This is a genomic window from Mesorhizobium sp. M0088 (assembly GCF_040322895.1).
GTDB lineage: Bacteria > Pseudomonadota > Alphaproteobacteria > Rhizobiales > Rhizobiaceae > Mesorhizobium.
The window spans coordinates 1-16985 of the sequence record NZ_JAMYUI010000031.1; the positions used below are offsets into that span (position 1 = coordinate 1).

The 16985-nt window shown below is 62.0% G+C and carries 19 protein-coding genes and 1 pseudogene; 5 read left to right on the forward strand and 15 right to left on the reverse strand.

Features of this window, described 5'->3' with window-relative positions:
- Window positions 1–119: 119 nt before the first annotated feature.
- The 6 genes from NKJ67_RS29760 to NKJ67_RS29785 form a co-directional block, all read right to left on the reverse strand.
- Window positions 120–884, reverse strand: a complete 765-nt coding sequence (locus NKJ67_RS29760) for a YbaY family lipoprotein (RefSeq protein WP_128310011.1) — start codon at window positions 882–884, stop codon at window positions 120–122.
- A 110-nt stretch (window positions 885–994) separates the two neighbouring features.
- Window positions 995–1471 carry a molybdenum cofactor biosynthesis protein MoaE gene (locus tag NKJ67_RS29765; RefSeq protein ID WP_127267617.1) on the reverse strand — a complete coding sequence of 159 codons (477 nt, stop codon included), beginning with the start codon at window positions 1469–1471 and terminating at the stop codon, window positions 995–997.
- 1 nt (window position 1472) lies between these two features.
- Window positions 1473–1730 carry a molybdopterin converting factor subunit 1 gene (moaD, locus tag NKJ67_RS29770; protein WP_127267618.1) on the reverse strand — a complete coding sequence of 86 codons (258 nt, stop codon included), beginning with the start codon at window positions 1728–1730 and terminating at the stop codon, window positions 1473–1475.
- Window position 1731: 1 nt separating this feature from the next.
- Complete coding sequence (gene pgsA, locus NKJ67_RS29775; RefSeq protein ID WP_127331833.1) at window positions 1732–2328, reverse strand: CDP-diacylglycerol--glycerol-3-phosphate 3-phosphatidyltransferase; 597 nt, start codon at window positions 2326–2328, stop codon at window positions 1732–1734.
- A gap of 97 nt (window positions 2329–2425) precedes the next feature.
- Window positions 2426–4489, reverse strand: coding sequence for an excinuclease ABC subunit UvrC (uvrC, locus tag NKJ67_RS29780; RefSeq protein ID WP_127267619.1), 2064 nt, complete (start codon window positions 4487–4489; stop codon window positions 2426–2428).
- The gene (locus NKJ67_RS29785) at window positions 4486–5250 is read right to left on the reverse strand and encodes an SDR family oxidoreductase (RefSeq protein ID WP_127319023.1); all 765 of its coding nucleotides are present in this window, start codon (window positions 5248–5250) and stop codon (window positions 4486–4488) included. Before NKJ67_RS29785 ends, uvrC begins: the two co-directional genes overlap by 4 nt.
- Before the next feature lie 413 nt (window positions 5251–5663).
- Here NKJ67_RS29785 and NKJ67_RS29790 point away from each other — a divergent pair, with 413 nt between their 5' ends.
- Complete coding sequence (locus tag NKJ67_RS29790; RefSeq protein WP_023812630.1) at window positions 5664–6320, forward strand: outer membrane protein; 657 nt, start codon at window positions 5664–5666, stop codon at window positions 6318–6320.
- Between the two features lie 117 nt (window positions 6321–6437).
- Here NKJ67_RS29790 and NKJ67_RS29795 read toward each other — a convergent pair whose 3' ends face one another.
- Window positions 6438–7034 carry a glutathione S-transferase family protein gene (locus tag NKJ67_RS29795; protein WP_127319025.1) on the reverse strand — a complete coding sequence of 199 codons (597 nt, stop codon included), beginning with the start codon at window positions 7032–7034 and terminating at the stop codon, window positions 6438–6440.
- 418 nt (window positions 7035–7452) lie between these two features.
- Between NKJ67_RS29795 and NKJ67_RS29800 the strand changes: the two genes are divergently transcribed.
- Together NKJ67_RS29800 and NKJ67_RS29805 are read left to right on the forward strand one after the other, a co-directional pair.
- A complete protein-coding gene (locus tag NKJ67_RS29800) occupies window positions 7453–8034 on the forward strand; it encodes a hypothetical protein (protein ID WP_256745626.1) in 582 nt (193 codons plus the stop codon).
- Between the two features lie 465 nt (window positions 8035–8499).
- Entirely contained in the window at window positions 8500–8805 is a 306-nt protein-coding gene (locus NKJ67_RS29805) for a transcriptional regulator (protein WP_127319031.1), read from the forward strand.
- 21 nt (window positions 8806–8826) lie between these two features.
- On the opposite strand, the pseudogene NKJ67_RS29810 reads toward NKJ67_RS29805, so the two are convergent.
- The 6 genes and pseudogenes from NKJ67_RS29810 to NKJ67_RS29835 form a co-directional block, all read right to left on the reverse strand.
- Window positions 8827–9140 (reverse strand): annotated as a pseudogene (locus tag NKJ67_RS29810) (LysE family translocator); the annotation flags it as partial.
- A 31-nt stretch (window positions 9141–9171) separates the two neighbouring features.
- Window positions 9172–10008 carry an EamA family transporter gene (locus NKJ67_RS29815; RefSeq protein ID WP_352584835.1) on the reverse strand — a complete coding sequence of 279 codons (837 nt, stop codon included), beginning with the start codon at window positions 10006–10008 and terminating at the stop codon, window positions 9172–9174.
- Window positions 10005–10586, reverse strand: coding sequence for a TetR/AcrR family transcriptional regulator (locus NKJ67_RS29820; protein ID WP_127268685.1), 582 nt, complete (start codon window positions 10584–10586; stop codon window positions 10005–10007). Before NKJ67_RS29820 ends, NKJ67_RS29815 begins: the two co-directional genes overlap by 4 nt.
- Window positions 10587–10719: 133 nt before the next feature.
- Complete coding sequence (locus NKJ67_RS29825; RefSeq protein WP_023813788.1) at window positions 10720–11172, reverse strand: hypothetical protein; 453 nt, start codon at window positions 11170–11172, stop codon at window positions 10720–10722.
- A 193-nt stretch (window positions 11173–11365) separates the two neighbouring features.
- The gene (locus tag NKJ67_RS29830; RefSeq protein ID WP_256745630.1) at window positions 11366–12220 is read right to left on the reverse strand and encodes a 23S rRNA (adenine(2030)-N(6))-methyltransferase RlmJ; all 855 of its coding nucleotides are present in this window, start codon (window positions 12218–12220) and stop codon (window positions 11366–11368) included.
- Window positions 12221–12282: 62 nt separating this feature from the next.
- Window positions 12283–12888 carry a hypothetical protein gene (locus NKJ67_RS29835; protein ID WP_352584837.1) on the reverse strand — a complete coding sequence of 202 codons (606 nt, stop codon included), beginning with the start codon at window positions 12886–12888 and terminating at the stop codon, window positions 12283–12285.
- A gap of 706 nt (window positions 12889–13594) precedes the next feature.
- On the opposite strand from NKJ67_RS29835, the gene NKJ67_RS29840 reads away from it, so the two are divergent.
- Together NKJ67_RS29840 and galE are read left to right on the forward strand one after the other, a co-directional pair.
- Window positions 13595–14632, forward strand: a complete 1038-nt coding sequence (locus NKJ67_RS29840; protein ID WP_352584839.1) for a UDP-glucuronic acid decarboxylase family protein — start codon at window positions 13595–13597, stop codon at window positions 14630–14632.
- Window positions 14629–15708 (forward strand): UDP-glucose 4-epimerase GalE, encoded by a 1080-nt coding sequence (gene galE / locus NKJ67_RS29845; protein WP_127270642.1) that lies wholly within the window; start codon window positions 14629–14631, stop codon window positions 15706–15708. Before NKJ67_RS29840 ends, galE begins: the two co-directional genes overlap by 4 nt.
- Here the strand turns inward: galE and NKJ67_RS29850 are convergent.
- Window positions 15662–16090: a hypothetical protein gene (locus NKJ67_RS29850; protein WP_245470210.1), complete on the reverse strand. Its 429-nt coding sequence runs from the start codon at window positions 16088–16090 to the stop codon at window positions 15662–15664. The genes galE and NKJ67_RS29850 overlap by 47 nt on opposite strands.
- 349 nt (window positions 16091–16439) lie before the next feature.
- Window positions 16440–16943: a DUF995 domain-containing protein gene (locus NKJ67_RS29855; RefSeq protein ID WP_127270645.1), complete on the reverse strand. Its 504-nt coding sequence runs from the start codon at window positions 16941–16943 to the stop codon at window positions 16440–16442.
- Window positions 16944–16985 lie beyond the last annotated feature (42 nt).

Below are 16985 nucleotides of genomic sequence, written 5' to 3' on the forward strand. Positions count from 1 at the left end.
CGGTCTGTTCAGGGGCGGGTCGCTTCAACATGACCCAGTGAATCAAAAACCCCCAGCAAATGCCAGGGGTTTGTCAGCAGTCTGAAAGGCCGGCGTTTCGCCGGCCTTTTTCGTCGGGGTCAGCTCGCCGCGCTGAAGCGCAGGATCTCGCGGCCATCCTTGTCGACAATGATGAGCTTTCCGGCATCGACACGGTATGACGCCGCCTTGGCCAACGCATCGAACAGCGCCTTTTCCTCGGCCATCACCTCGGGCGCACAGGCCTTGTAGGTCGAGCCGATGTCTCTGATCGCGATCGTTTGCCCATCGAGTTTGGCGGTGGCGAAGTAGGTGTTGCAGGGGCCGCTGCCGCCCGCCTTGCCGGCCCCGCTGACCCTGAACGTCGCTTGCGGGGCAGCAATAGCGCCGATGCCGTCGATATAGTCGACCAGCCAGAGCTGGTCGAAGACGGAAGCCGTCGGCTCGGCACTCGGGGTGACCATCTTCAGCATGATGGTCTGCGGCACGTCGGCCAACGGATCGACCTGGTGGCGCATATCGGAGATGAACAGCAGCTTGTCGTCGACGGTGATGCGGGCTTGCAACGCGTAAGTCATCTGCGACCGGATGACCGAAGGATCGAATTTGATCTCGAAGCTGATCGGCACCTGGCCTGCCGGCTTTACTTGCTGCTCACCGATGATGGTGGCCGGCGCGTCGGCCAGCGACACGTCCGCCAGCTGGACGGAGAGCACGGCACTGGGCGGCAAGGCAATGCGCTCGCGATAGATCACCTCGCCTCTCACGGCCCTTTCGGCGGCAACAGACTGCTCCGGAACGGCCAATATGCCGACGACCAGAGGCACGAAACCGAAGATCAAGAACTCCGCGATCCTGTCCAGCATGACCATCTCCCTCACCCCGGGCTGCCAATGCCCCGGGCTGCCAATGCCCGGGCTTACCAATCCCGCCAATTGGCCAAAGGATTGCGGTCAATGCATGGCTGCGGCGGATCTTATTCGGACTGATACCAGCGTTGCGCGGCGTTTGCATCGGCTTCCTTGGCCTCGACCCAGCCACCCTCCGAGCCGTCAGCCCGATGCTCCTTCTTCCAGAAAGGCGCGCGCGATTTGAGATAGTCCATCAGAAAATTCGCCGCCTCGAACGCCGCATGGCGATGCGCCGAGGCTGCCACCACCAGCACGATGTTCTCGCCGGGCGCGATCTTCCCGTGGCGGTGGATGGCGGTGAGCCCCTGCAATGGCCAACGCTCGACCGCTTCAACAGCGATGCGGGCGATTTCCGCTTCGGCCATGCCGGGGTAGTGTTCGAGCTCGAGCGCTGAGAGCGCGCCCTGCTCGTCGCGGCAAAGGCCGGAGAAGGTCACCACGGCGCCGATATCGGCGCGGCCTTGCGTCAGTCTGGCGATCTCGGCGGCGACGTCAAAATCCTGGCGCTGAATGCGCACGACAGGCAAGACCGCGCCGCTCACGTCAGCCCCCGGTCATCGGCGGGAACAGCGCGATTTCGCGGGCGCCCGCGATCTTCTCGCGGTGCTCGACATGTTCCTGGTTGATGGCGACGCGGATCACGTCGGGATATTGCAGAGCGTGCTCGTAGCCATCGCCGCGCGATTTCAGCCAGCGCAGGAGATCGGTCACCGTCTCGATGCCCGCAGGCAGGTCGACATCCTCCTCAGCCATGCCGATGCGTTCGCGCACCCAGGCAAAATAGATGAGCCGTGTCGTCATCTCACTCGTCCATGATGTGCTTGAGGCCGGCGCGGAAATAATCGTAGCCGGTGTAGAGCGTGACCAACGCCGCGATCCACAGCAGAACCAGCCCGGTCTGCGTGGTCAGCGGAAAGACCTTGTCGCCCGCCGGTCCGGCCAAGAGGAACGCTATGGCGACCATCTGGATGGCGGTCTTCCATTTTGCCAGCTGCGTCACCGGCACCGAGACCTTGAGAGCCGCCAGATATTCGCGCAGGCCCGAGACGAGGATTTCGCGGCACAGGATGATGATCGCCGCCCACAACGACCAGCCGGCAATGCCCGCATGGCGATCGGTGTCGGCGGCCAGCAGCAGCAGGCAGGTGGCGACTAGCAGCTTGTCGGCGATCGGGTCGAGCATCTTGCCGATGTTGGAGGTCTGCTGCCAGGCGCGTGCCAGATAGCCGTCCAGATAATCGGTGATCGAGGCGAGCAGGAAGATGATCAGCGCCGACCAGCGGGCAAAGTCGCTCGACTTCAGATGTCCTTCGAGAAAAAAGCACAGCACCACCAGCGGCACCGCGACGATGCGGGCGTAGGTGAGCATATTGGGCAGGTTGAACGCGCGCTTGGCCATGTCTGGGAAACTCTTTCTGCCTGCCTACTCAAATCAGATGCGAATGTAGGGGGTCAACAGGCCAGATTCGACAGGCCAGATGAAAGTGCCGGATTTTTCAACTCTCGTGGAAGTGATTGTAGACCAGTTTCGCCACCTGTTCGGAAATTCCGTCGACTTTCCGCAGATCCTCGATGGCGGCGCGGCTGACCGCCTTGGCGGTGCCGAATGCCAGCAGCAATGCCCGCTTGCGGCCGGGACCGATGCCGCTGATCTCGTCGAGCGGGCTCTTGACCATCTCCTTCTTGCGGCGCGCCCGATGCGAACCGATGGCGAAACGGTGGACCTCGTCGCGCAGGCGCTGGACGAAATAGAGCACGGGATCGCGAACCGGCAGCGAAAACGAGTCCCTGCCTTTGACGAAGAAACGCTCACGGCCGGCATCGCGGTCCTGGCCCTTGGCGATGCCGATGGCCACCACCCGGTCCTCGATGCCGAGATCGGCGAGGATCTTGCGCACCGCAGTCATCTGGCCCTGGCCACCGTCGATCAGGATGACATCGGGCCAGGCCGGGAAGCTGCCGGAGATATCGTCCTCCATATCGTCCGCCGAACCATCAGCCGCATCCCCAGCCGGGACATCGCCATGCTCCTTCAGCAGCCGCGAAAAACGTCGCTCCATCACCTCGCGCATCATGCCGAAATCGTCGCCAGGTGTGATCTCGGTCGAGCGGATGTTGAATTTCCGGTACTGGTTCTTCACGAACCCTTCCGGTCCGGCGACGACCATGGCGCCGACCGCGTTGGTGCCCATGATGTGTGAGTTGTCGTAAACCTCGATGCGCACCGGCGGCTTGGCCAGGCCGAATGTCTCGGCGAAACCCGCAAGCAGGCGTCCCTGGGTGGAGGTTTCAGCCAGCCGGCGTCCGAGCGCTTCGCGGGCATTCTGCAAAGCGTTGTCGGTCAGGTCCTTCTTCTCGCCGCGCTGCGGCACGGAGATCGCGACCTTGCGGCCAGCTCGGGTGGAGAGCGCCTCGGCCAGCAGTTCCTGATCCTCGACGCCATGCGACAGAAGAATGTTCCGCGGCGTCGGCTTGTCGTCATAGAACTGCGCCAGGAACGAACCCAACACCTCGGCTGCTTCCAACGCCGGATCGGCCTTGGGGAAATAGGCGCGGTTGCCCCAGTTCTGGCCGGTGCGGAAGAAGAACACCTGGATGCAGACCTGGCCGCCTTCCTGATGGATGGCGAAGACATCGGCTTCGTCGACGGTCGCCGGATTGATGCCCTGGTGGCTCTGCACATGCGACAGGGCCGCAAGTCGATCGCGATAGATCGCGGCGCGCTCGAAATCGAGAGCTTCCGACGCCTGCTGCATGGCGGCCGAGATTTCCGTCTTCACCTTCTGGCTGCGGCCGGACAAGAAGTCCTTCGCCTCGCCGACCAGTTCCGCATAGTCCTGATGCGAGACCTCGCCGGTGCAGGGACCAGCGCAGCGCTTGATCTGATAAAGCAGGCATGGCCGCGTGCGGTTTTCGTAGAACGAGTTGGTGCAACTCCTGAGCAGGAAGGCGCGCTGCAGGGAGTTGATGGTACGGCCAACGGCACCGGCCGAGGCAAACGGGCCGAAATAATCGCCTTTGCGCGAGCGCGCGCCGCGATGCTTGTAGATGCCCGGCGAGACATGGTCGCCGGTCAAGAGAATGTAGGGAAACGACTTGTCGTCGCGCATCAGGACGTTGAATCGCGGCCGCAAGCGCTTGATAAGGTTGGCTTCGAGCAGCAGCGCTTCGATCTCGGTGCGGGTGACGACGAACTCCATCGTCGACGTTTCGCGCACCATGCGGCCGATGCGGGTGGTGTGGAAACGGCCTTGCGCGTAGTTGGTGACGCGCTTCTTCAGGCTGCGCGCCTTGCCGACATAGAGCACATCGCCGGCAGCGTTCATCATGCGGTAGACGCCGGGCGCATTGGGAAGCCGCTTGACCAGCGTCTGGATCACCTCGGCGCCGATCATGCCTTCCGCGTCGCCGGCATGCGGTGTCCAGTCGATGGCGGTGAAGGCGACATCGGGACCGACGGTTTCAACGATCTCCTCGACCGCCTCGTCCTCGAGGTCGATATCGGGGGGCAGATCGTCGGCGCCGCCGCGCGGCTTGCTTTTGTGGTCTACAGGACTCATTCCGTCATGCCTGTCACATCGGGCGTCTGCCATGCAAGATGCTGGCCGCCATCAAGCGCGATCATCTGGCCGGTGACCGAGCGCGCTTCCCAGAGATAGCGGATCGTGGCGCCGAATTCCGGCAATTCCGGGCCGCGCTTGAGGACCAAGCCATCCACCTGTGCGGCAAAATCGCTGTCGTCCTGACGCGCGTTCTTCAGTGTCGGCCCCGGGCCGATGGCATTGACGCGGATGCTGGGGCCGAGCGCTTGCGCCATCATCTGCGTTGCCGTCCACAGCGTCGATTTGGACAGCGCATAGGAGAAGTAGCGCGGCGTCGGACGCCAGACGCGCTGGTCGATCATGTTGACGATCAGGCCCTCCTGCCCTGCCGGCAACGCCCGGGCGAAATTCTGCGCCAGCAGCGCGGGCGCTTTCACATGGACGGCAAAGTGCCGGTCCCAGGCCCGCCAGTCGAAATCTCGAACCGAATCGTCCTCGAACAGCGACGCATTGTTGACCAGCAGCGGGATCGGTCCGAGCGCTGCTTGCGCCTGGCCGACGAGATCGTCGACGGCGTCCATATCGGTCAGGTCGGCGGCGACCACGGCGGCGCGGCCACCTCCGGCGATGATTTTGGCAGCCAACGCATCGGCCTCGATGCGCGAGCGGTTGCAATGGATGGCGACGGCAAAACCGTGCGCGGCGAGATCCTCGACGATCGCCCTGCCGATCCGCCTGGCCCCGCCCGTCACCAGCGCCGTGACAGTGGCTTTGCTCATATGGTGTCAATCCTCAATTTCGGCCCGAAAAAGCGGTGCCGGCGAAATATGGCCCGGCATGCGTTAAATGGTGTTCGCACCTTGGGCAGCATTGTGGCGAAACGGCCGTTTGGACATCCCGGCCCGCCCTGGACTCGGGCGCGCACGACCGCAATATAGGGTGCTGGAGTCCTTGCACCAAGCGGTGTGCAGCGCAGCATGGGATGGTTCCTGCCATTTCGCTGTTGCGAAGATGCAACGTCAAGGTTCTGCCTCATTCGTGCCGGGGAATGACCCAAGTTCAGGTTCGCTTCAGCCGCATTTTGACACGACATTTGGAACCGACGAACGCCAGATCCGTTTCACCCCCCGGACGGGTAGATGGCGATCGTGAGAAACAAGCCTGTGTCCTGTGGCTTAAGGAGTAAAGAACAATGCAAGCCAATCTCAAATTCGCACGGCCGCTGGCCGTTGCGCTTGGGCTCTTCGCCCTCAGCGGAACTGCCTATGCTGCTGACGTGGTTTCGGAAGAGCCGCCGGCACCTGCGCCGATCGCTGAACTTCCGGTCGCTTCGTGGGCTGGCCCCTACGCCGGTCTCAACGTCGGCTATGGCTTCAGCGGCCGGACCAAAGAAAAGGATTTCGACGTTGAAACCGATACCAAGGGTTTCGTTGGCAGTGTCTTCGGCGGCTACCAGTGGCAGCAGGAGAACTTCGTCTACGGCGCTGAAGCCGAACTCGGCTACAACGGCGTCAAGGGCGACGACAACGGCATCGACTCCAAGGCCGGCTTTGAAGGTTCGCTGCGTGCCCGTCTCGGCTACGCGGTCAGCCCAGAAATCCTGCTCTATGGCACCGGCGGTCTCGCCGGCAGAAGCCTGAAGGTGGAAGACACCGTCCTTGGGGCCAGCGATCGCGCAACGATGCTCGGCTGGACCGCCGGTGTTGGCACCGACATCAAGCTGACCGACAATGTCTTCGGCCGCGTCGAGTATCGTTACACCGACTTCGGCAGCAAGAGCTTCGACGGCATCGGCAAGGTCAAGGCCACCGACAACCGCGTCACCTTCGGCGTCGGTATGAAGTTCTAAGTCGTTCAAGCCACGACACGAAAAAGCCGGGCCTCGCGCCCGGCTTTTTTTGTGTCTGAGTGATTTTCCCGGTGATCGAATCGATAACCCGGGAAATCAATTCCGGGCAATCGGCTATCAACCAGGAATGCAGGGCTTCAGTTCTGGAAACTTCTCGTCGAAGCGTGCCGCCCATCGCGTCAACCGGGCGCGACCCTTCTCCCATTTTCCGGCAAAACGCAGCGAGAGATAGCCAAGGCAGGCGCGCAGCGCCATCTGGCCGGCGGTGATCTTCTTCGGCAGCTTCGGCGGGTTGGCATTCAGCAGGTCGAGTGCCGCCGTGATCTTCGCCCACTGGCGATCGAGCCAAGGCTGATAGACCATCTCCTCGGGCCGCGTGCGCCGTTCATAGACCATCGACAGCGCGCAGTCGCAAATGCCGTCGGCCAATGCCTCCAGCACTTCAGCCTCGAGCCGCTTGTCGGGATTGCGTGGAAAAAGCGCGCTCTTCGACAAACGGTTGAGATGCTGGGTGATGGCGCGACTGTCGTGGATGGAGCGGCCGTCGTCGAGCACCAGAACCGGGATCTTGCCGAGCGGGTTGGCGCCGATCAGTTCGGCCGGTTTGTCGTCCGTTTTGACCGCCACCGTTTCGATGTCGATGCCGGCATAGGCGGCTGCCATGCGCACTTTGGAACTGTAGGGAGAGGAGGACGCATAGAGCAGTCTGGGCATGATCGGTTTCCTGTTTTGCAGGCCGGCAGTGTTGACCGATCAAGCGCGATCGAGCAATGGCCAGAAGCGGAAAACCCGGCCGCCCAGCGAGCGGACTCATCGGCCGGGGCCGTTTGGCGAGCGCTCCATGAAGACGGTGCTTCATCACATAGTCGCCGAGTTGCCAGAATCGCAGGGATCACTCAGCCGACAGCCATGACCGAAGGGCCTCGCGCCGATATTTCATCAAGCGCATGAATGGCACAAAAAGCCCCACCGGACTCCGCCCTATGGCGAAGTCCTGGGAGCTGCGAAAAGATATCCTCCGTCCGCCTCTGTTCTCGCCTTCCGACTGCCAAACAACGAACGGGGCGCCTGTCAGGCACCCGCCCTTGACTGTTTCGGCACCGCCCCCGGCGAGGGAAGACGCGACTACTTCTTGCCGGCCTTCGCGGGTGCTGCCTTCGGCTTGGCCGCAGGTGCCGCTTTCTTCACCGGTGCTGAAGATTTCGCTGCCGCAGCCTTCTTTGCCGGAGCAGCCTTCGCAGCCGGCTTCTTGGCCGGTGCAGCCTTGGCAGGTGCAGCCTTGGCAGCCGGTTTTTTTGCAGGTGCTGCCTTCTTCGCTGCGGGTTTCGCCGCAGCCTTCGCTGCAGGCTTCTTGGCTGGTGCCGCCTTCGCCGCCGGCTTTGCCGCTGCCTTGGCGGGTGCTGCTTTCTTCACTGCCGGTTTCGCAGCAGCTTTCGCTGCCGGCTTCTTGGCCGGTGCTGCTTTTGCCTTGGCCGCCGCGGCCTTCGGCTTGGCAGCGGGTGCTGCTTTCTTCACTGCAGCTGCGACCTTCGCCGTCGCTGCTTTTGCGGGTGCTTTCTTTGCCGGTGCCTTCGACGCCGGCGCTTTGGATGACTGCTTAGCCATGCGATGCCCCTTCCGTTGTGCCGACGGCCGTAATGACCCGGCGCGCTCATGCATATCTGACTCGCGGCTTGCTAGCCAGCGAAGCAATAGACTGATTTTCGCAACTTAACTTTCGGTTACGATCGGCACATGATCGTGCTGATCGTCGCAGAAATTCACTGCTGATCTTCGACCATCGGCTAGAATGTGTCGCCGACATTCTCCACACTCCGCGGGAGCGCTCTTCTCGTGAAGCTCCGAAGATCAGCGAACAGCTTTGCGTGTCGATCTTCGTCCGCCAATATCATGACCACAGCCTCAGCGGTGCGATCATCTCATGCAGGCGGACGATCTATACTGCAATGCGCCAGCCGGCCAATGCATCACCTTGTCAAGCGCGATCGCAGACCCGATTGCTCGTGAATTGACAGACTACTCTATATGGCAGAGTATTCTGCACGGCATGCCGGAGTACTTCGATGTCCATCGCACAGGGGCAAATGGCGCTGTCGCCGTTCGAGATTGCCAAGACGGTCCGCCACGGCGGCGGCATGGTTGTCGGTGGCCTCCGGCTTGGCTGCACCGGAGCCGATCGATGAGTGCCGACGAAATCATCCACCAGAGCACTCGGCTCAGGATCATGGCCGCGCTGAACATGCTGGAAAGGCGCCAAACGCTGGACTTCACCGGGCTGAAGGCCATCGTGGACGTCACCGACGGCAATCTCGGCGCGCATCTCGATACGCTGGCCAGGGCCGGTTATGTCGACATCGAAAAGCTGTTCGTCGGCCGCCGGCCGCAGACGCGCGTCAGGGCGACGACCAGCGGACGGCGCGCGTTCCGCGGCCACGCCGCATTCCTGCGCAAGATCATCGATCAGGCGATGCCGCGCAGGAAATAGCGTGGCGACTGGGCAATCCGCTCAGCGCGCGGCAACAACGGCAACGCCGGCGCTGATCATCACACCGCCCGCCGCGCGGTCACCCGGCGTACGATCCTTGGCGTGCGCAACAGGCTGCGGGCGCGGCCGGCGAGGATGACATGAACGCCGATCACCACCGCTTCAACGGCCAGGATCACCATCGTCAGCACACCAAGATGAGCAGCATTGAGCGATGCGCCGACGCCGCTAGGCAACAGCGCGACGTAGAACAACGGCATTTTCGGATTGCCAAGATTGAGCGCGATGCCGGTGGCAAAAATCGTCAGCAGCCCTCGCCGTCCTGAGACGGGCTGCCGTCCAGAATCTTCGCGATCCGCATTTCCGTCACGACTGATAGCCGAGGCAGATGGCGCCGAGCGCGACGATAGCGCAGGCGCCGACCCGCCGCGGCGTCAGCATCTCGCCGAGGAACAGGCGTCCGATGAAGGCCGCGAAGACGACGCTGGTTTCGCGGATCGCGGTGATCGGACCTGCTGGTCCGAGCGCGAAGGCCGCGACCACGACACCGTAGGCCAGAAGTGCAAACAGGCCTCCGCCCAGCGCCTTCCAGGTTTCAGGCGCGCGCGGGTCGACAATGAGCCGGCCACGGCAGGCGACGAAGGCCGCCGGCAGCAACGCGCCGTAGATCAGCAGGACCCATGCAGTGTAGGCGCCGGCATTTCCCGCCGCCCGAACGCCGAGCGCATCGACCGTCGCATAGGCGGCGATGATCGCTCCCGTTGCCAATGCATAGAATATCGATGTCGTGGCGGCCCTGCCCCGTCCGAGTGAAAGGCCCATGATGCCGCCAGCGACCAGCGCGACGCCGACGGTCTGCGGCAGAGTGAGCTGCTGGTTGGCCAGGAAGAACCCGCCGAGCGTGACAAGCAGCGGCACGCTGCCGCGAACGATCGGATAGACCTGCCCCAGTTCGCCATATCTGTAGGCGGCCACGAGAAACAAGGTGTAGCCAACCTGCAGGCAGGCCGAGAGCACGATATAGAACCAGGCCGGCGCGGCCGGAAGGTCGTGGAAGAAGGCGAAGGGGATGGCGAGCGCCGTGCTTGAAAAGCTCATGACGGTGACGGTCCACAACCTGTCGGCCCCCGTGCGCAGGAACGCGTTCCAGCTTGCGTGCAGGATCGCCGCAAACAATGCGAGCCCGATGACCAGCGGGCTCATTGCGGCCGGCGCGAGGCGGCGACGATGCCCATGGCCGCCTTGCGGGAGTCGCGAATGGCGGCTTCTGCCTGCCCCATCTGCGCCAGCAAGGTCGCACCTTCGATCAGCATAAGCAGCGTCGCCGCCACGCTCTCGGCGCGGCCGTGCGGCATCATCTCTTCGAGGATAGACTGCATGCGCCGCTTGAGGCCGTTCTTCTGCCTGACAACGGCCTCGAAAATCGGGTGCCCGGGATCGCCGAACTCGGCCAGCGCATGTGCGAACAGACAGCCATGGAAATCCGGGCTGCGGAACCAGCGTGCATGCCAGTCGAAGATTTTTCCGATTTTCTGCTCCGGCGGAACGTCCTCTTGGGCGAGCCGGTCGAGTTGGCGGTCGAAACGCATAGCGCGATAGTCGAGCACCTCGACGATCAGTTCGTCCTTGCTGGGAAAGTGGCGATACATCGTCATCTTGGCCACATCGGCTTCGGCGATGATCCGGTCGATACCGGTGGCATGGAAGCCGGCGCGCTTGAACAGCACGTAGGCCGTGTCAACGACGTGTTGGCGCTTGCCGGAAGCGGACGATGGCGTCATGGAGATTACCTAGTAGTGAGACAGGTCTGTCTCGCCTGTATGCGACGGATCGAACCTGCTGTCAACGGCACGAAAAAACGCCTGCGGCCGATCAGGCCACAGGCGCGAAAGAGATTGGAAGGGGAAACGGGGTCTAGCGCAGAATGCGGCAGCGGCCGTTGTAGACCATCCAGCGGTCGAAGCCCGAGACGCAGAATTCGACATTGTCGCCGATCGAGGCAAAGCCCTGGCCTTCCTCGATCAGGTACCAGATGGTGCGATCGCGGCCGTCGGACAGGCTGACGGTGGCGCCGCAATAACGGCGACCGATCGGCCAGGTATCGTTGGCCGCCAGATAGCGATGCTGGTGGATGCGCCGGAAATCGGTGATCTGCACGTCAGGCAGATGCGGCACGTGATGCACCTGATAGGAAAAGCGGCTGGTGATCTTGTTCAGTACCCAGGGCTGACCGCAGACCCCGCTGTCTTCATCGGAATAGACAGTAAGATCGGCGGCCTGCACGGTCTGGGTGATACCGAGAGGCGCGGCAAGCGGGGTGCAGAGCGAAATCAGGGCGGCAAGGGCGGATTTGGCGAAGCGAGTCATGGCAGCCTCTCAAGGTCGATTGCGCGCACTGTGCGGATTCGCTCGGCGGCGGTCAAGCGGTTGCGTTGACAATGGTTTCCCAGTTTGAAACCGCTTTTTGACCAAAGCCGAATTTGCACGCACCGGAATGGCTCTGGCACGTTCATATCCAGACCCAAAGGAGCACGGTCACTGGGTCGTCGATGAGCCCGCCTCAAGCCTGCTCGCCGGCCAGCCATTCCAAAGACCAGTGCGCCGGTCGCCCCACCGCAAGCAGCCTGTGCAGGGCCGGCAGCAGCGTCCGCATCTCGCCCTCCAGCGTGAACGGCGGGTTGACCACCAGCAGACCGCTGCCGTCGAGGCTGGGTTCCGAAGAGGCCGGCCTGATCTCGAACTCGATGTCGAGCAGCTTCGGAATGCCGGATTGCTTCAGCGCCTTGCGGAAGGCGATGATCGCCTTGCGGTCCTTGATCGGATACCAGAGCGCGTAGATGCCGCCGGGCCACCGCTTGTGCGCCCTTATCAGCCCGTCGACGAGGCGTTCGAACTCACCCGCTTCCTCGAATGGCGGATCGATGAGGACAAGGCCGCGCTTTTCCTTCGGCGGCAGATGCGCGCCGAGCGCCAGCCAGCCATCGAGCTCGATGATCCGGGCCTGGAAATCGCCGGCAAAGAACGTCCTCAGCCTCGCGGCGTCCTTGGGGTGCAACTCGATCGCCGTCAGCCGATCCTGCTTGCGCATGAGATGGCGTGCAATCAGCGGCGAGCCCGGGTACTTCTGGATGCCACCCTCGGGATTGAGCGACCGTATTGTCTCCAGATAAGGCGCGAGCAGCGCCGCCACCGGAGCGGCGAACGGGGCATCGATCAGCCTGCCGATGCCGCCTTGCCACTCACCCGTCTTCTGCGCCTCGGCGGACGACAGGTCGTAGCGGCCGATGCCGGCATGGGTGTCGACGACCCGAAACGCCTTATCCTTCTGCTTCAGATACTCGAGCAAGCGCGTCAGCACGACATGCTTGACGACGTCAGCGAAATTCCCGGCATGATAGGCGTGGCGGTAGTTCATGGTTTTGTGCCGTTATGCATGTCGTTGTCCCAAAACCGCTGCACACTTTTGGGCGACATGCATCAGCCCCTGCCCCAACGCGGCGGTGGCGGCTGCGAGTTGGGATTTTCCGGCCGGCCGCCACGAGTGCGCAAAGTCAGCAAGAATCCGATCAGGCCGATCGCCATCAGCGCGAAGCCGACCGGCCGTGCACGGCTGTCGATCTCGCCGGCGCCGGAGCGCAGGATGAGATCGACCGCCCGCATCGGTATGTCGTCGGCATCACCCGGTCCGACGGTGAAGATATAGGGGCCAGGGCTGACGGTCGCGATCACGCCGGCCTCGTCGCGAAAGATCTTGTCGGGCAGTTGCGGACTGACCTGGCGAGGGTTGTCGGAATGGTTGAACTGCAGCGTCGAGGCGAGCACCGTGCGGCCATTGCTTGCAGCGGTCAGCGTCAGCACGGTGCGCTGCTGCGAAACGATGCGCTCTGCTCTTGCGGTCAGGTCGACCAGCACCCGCACCGGCGCGTCGCGGCCGGAGAGCGGCACCGTCAGCGGCTTGAAGCGGCCCTGCTCATAGACCCGCCAGGTGCCGATCTCATGGCCGGAGAAGTTGCTCACCGCCCAGGGATAGACGACACCGATGCCGGCGCCGACGAGCAGGATCAGGACAAACAGAAAGCGCATTCAGATCACCATGGCGTATCGTGACCTTGCCAATAGCGCCCCGACGGCCAAAAGGCGATGGCCAGTTGCGGGCAGCCACCTGGAGGTGGGCCGTGCGGGTGCGAGCGCAACCAGATTGGCGGCGTGGCCGCGCAACAATTCAAGGTTCTACCTATGCGCTCAAAAATTAAGCCGAGTATTTCGCGCGCTGCGCTGACATCGCTGTCGGCTCATTCTCGGTCGTCCTTGCTGTCAAGTTTCGATTCTACCTCAAGGGACAGCTTCCGCGTCCGGTCATACATTGTCGTCGATCGAGCCAATATGCTGATTAGTAAAGAGGATTTTCCGTATGCGCCGTGTTTCAGCCCGAGAGACGCTCGCCCCCTCATGTTAACCATCCGCGAGCGCACTTGGTTAAGAAATCACTAATTTAGTTGACTATAATTTCCACAGGTATATTTTCGATATGTTGGGATGTGCAATTTGGGCGAGCAATCGGCGATGGTGACACCGAGCGGGTGACCGCGTTTTCGGGGCGCAGAGAATGCTGAGCGGCAGCACGGAGGTCGTGTAGTCGTACCAGCTTCGCGAAAGCCAAAGAACAATTAACGCACATCAGTGATGGCGATTCCGCAGACGCGGAGGTTTGCCACGTTCTCAGGAACGTGGCCGGGCGATGCTTTGTCCCGGCCCCGGCGGTAGCGTGTGCGGTGCGTGCGAGGAAAGCATGGGTAAGCTTGTCAAGGTTCTGAAACTGGAATCCGGCAGCCAAAGGGGCGCCAACCAAAGCCGACGACGCGCCCTTGTCGCCGGAGGAGCGGGGTTTTTAGGATCGCATCTGTGCGAACGTCTTTTGCGGGACGGATACGACGTTGTCGCGCTGGACAATTTCCACACCGGCAAAAGATACAATCTCAACACCTTTCTGCGGAACCCGAGCTTCACCTGTATCGAGCACGACATCGTCGATGCACTGCCTTCGGATCTTCAGTGCGACGAGATCTACAATCTCGCCTGCCCCGCCTCTCCGCCGCACTACCAGGCAGACCCGATCCACACCTTCAAGACAAGCGTGCTTGGATCGCTGAACCTTCTGGAACTCGCGCGACAGAACAACGCCAAGATATTCCAGGCCTCTACGTCCGAAGTCTATGGCGATCCCTTCGTGCATCCACAGCCCGAGAGCTACTTCGGCAACGTCAACACGCACGGACCGCGTTCCTGCTACGATGAAGGCAAGCGCTCGGCCGAAACCCTGTTCTTCGATTATTCGAGAACCTATGGCCTCGATATCCGTGTCGCCCGCATTTTCAACACCTACGGGCGCCGCATGCAGCCCGACGATGGGCGTGTGGTTTCGAACTTCATCGTCCAGGCGCTGCGCGGCGAGGACCTGACCGTCTATGGCAGCGGCCAGCAGACGCGCTCCTTCTGCTATGCCGACGATCTGATCGAGGGCTTTGTCCGGCTGATGAACGCGCCGAGCGCGCCCACCCACCCGGTCAATCTCGGCAACCCTGCCGAATTCACCATCATGGAACTGGCGACGCTGGTCGTCGATTACACCAACGCCCGATCGAAGATCGTGCATCGGCCGCTGCCCGTCGACGATCCCAGGCAGCGCAAGCCGGACATCTCTTTTGCCAAGGCCAATCTCGGCTGGGAGCCGAAAATCAGCTTGAGCCAAGGGCTCGCGCGCACCGTCGAGTATTTTGACACCCTGCTCTACGGAAACCGCATTGCCAGAGGAGCTGCCGCCTCATGAGCCGGCCGGCAGTCCTGGTGACGGGTGGAGCCGGCTTCATCGGCAGCCACACCTGCAAGCAGCTGGCCTCCGCCGGCTACATGCCGGTGGTTTTCGACAATCTGAGCCGCGGCAACGAGAGATCCGTCGCCTGGGGCCCGCTTGTCGTCGGCGATATCCGGGATCGGGATGCATTGAAGCGGGCGATGGAAACGCACCGGCCGACGGCTGTGATCCATTTTGCGGCGCTGGCCTATGTCGGAGAGTCCGTTCGCGAGCCGGCCGAATATTATTCAACCAATGTGACAGGCACCATCGCGGTGCTCGATGCCGCACGCGCTTGTTCGGTCGAAAACATCATCTTCTCCAGCAGCTGTGCGACGTACGGCGTGCCGGAAGTATTGCCCGTTCGCGAGACCTCCTCGCAAAATCCGATCAGCCCTTACGGGCGCTCCAAGCTGATGGGCGAACAGATCATCGGCGACTATGCTTCCGCGTATGGAATGAAATTTGCTATCCTGCGCTATTTCAACGCTTGTGGCGCCGATCCCGACGGCGAGCTTGGTGAGTGGCATTCGCCGGAAACCCACCTGGTTCCCAGAGTGCTCATGGCCGCATCGGGCATCATCGACGCGATCGAGGTTTTCGGCACCGACTACGACACGTCGGACGGCACCTGCGTAAGGGATTATATCCACGTCACCGATCTGGCCCGCGCCCACCTGAAAGCGCTCATGCATCTCGAGGGTGGCGGGCAAAGCCTGGCGGTCAATCTCGGCACCGGGCGAGGCGTCTCCATCAAGGAAATCGTCAAGGCGGTCGGCCGAATGACGTCAAGACCGGTACCGGCAGTGTTCAGAAGCCGGCGCGCCGGAGATCCGGCGGAGCTCTACGCCGATCCGGGAAGCGCACGCGAACATCTTGGCTTTGTGCCGGAACTTTCAGACATCGACACGATTGTCAGGACGGCCGCTCCTTTTTTCGGACTGAAGACCAGGCCAATGAAACTGCCGCCAGCCAGGGCGGCAACGTCGGTCGCCGCTCGACGGGTCAGAGATAGCGGGGGCGACAGCTCGCGCGCTGGCCAAACCCGCTAGGGCTGCAGATATAAGGCGAGCCGCCCGAGAACGTGCCGCCATCGCCAGGATTGAACGAGATTTTCACCGGCGCCGGCGTGCTGGCTCTGATCCGTTGCGGTGGTGCAAAGGCGTAGGCACTTTCGGTTCCTGTTGTGCTTGTCATCTGGATCGGAAGGTCGGCCCGGAGCGAGCGCACGAGAAATCCGGCCTGCACGGGCTGGCTGCGGATGGCGTGGACCACAGGCTTGACGAGGACCGAATTGGTTTCGGTCGCATCCATACTCTGACACCCTGCAACCACAGAGATCATCGCCGCGGCCGCAACGATAGCCACGATATTTCTAATAGATACGATATTTTTGCTTGGGTTGACTGCACCCATCGCTGAATTGTTCATCATGTGTCCCTTGCTATCAAGTATAAGCCAAGGGCGCATCGCGACATACTATGCTTCGCCGCTCTCACGCCGCATGAGTGACCACTCGCACATCACACGTAAATATTAGACATCACTAATTATTAAATTTCATCAAAACCGTATGGTAGGGCCCATCGTCTCGTCGTTCTGTCAGATAAAGTTGGATGCCATCAACCAGCGATCCGCGCGCCTACGGCTCCAGCCGAACTGCTTGATGTCTTACCATAAGCGATTCGCCAGATCCCTGACAGGTGCCTTGCAATTGCAGTCCGCTCTCGAAAGCGGGATTGAGTGATTTTGTTCAACTCGTCAGGATGGGTCGGCTGCGTACCTAATTTTTGGAATCGACCAGCTTGCGGGTCTCTTCGAACTGCGCGCCCTTCGGGTTACCGACTTCGAATTTCCGGTATTCGTCGGAAGCATCCTCGGGAGATCGCTTGAAACTGTACCATTCCCCATCCGGATCCTCGCGTTTCTCGATGTTCCCGCCCTGAATCCGGTGGCTGTAGCAGGTGCGTTTTTGCTTGCCGGTGTAGCCCTTCGACCGCCAGGCGAGTTCCATGCACATCTTACCGTTGCTGGTGACCAGCCATCTGCCCGCCGCGAAAGATGCCGTGTCCGGCCCGGACGTCCAGGCCTCGAGGCGTCGATTGCCCTGTGCGAAATAGGCTGCTCCGTTTTTCCACACCCATGTGCGATCGGCGTAAAGAAGCGACAGCTCGTAGGCAGTCGGAACGGTGGCGACAACCGCTTGCGCCGGTCCGCTGTCTTTGGCGGCAGCCGCGTGCGCTGTTCCCGAAAGCGCCGTCTGGCCGCAGAGAGCCAGGAGAAACATAAGCTGCGTGCAACTTGCGAACCGACGGGGTCTGTGTTGCCG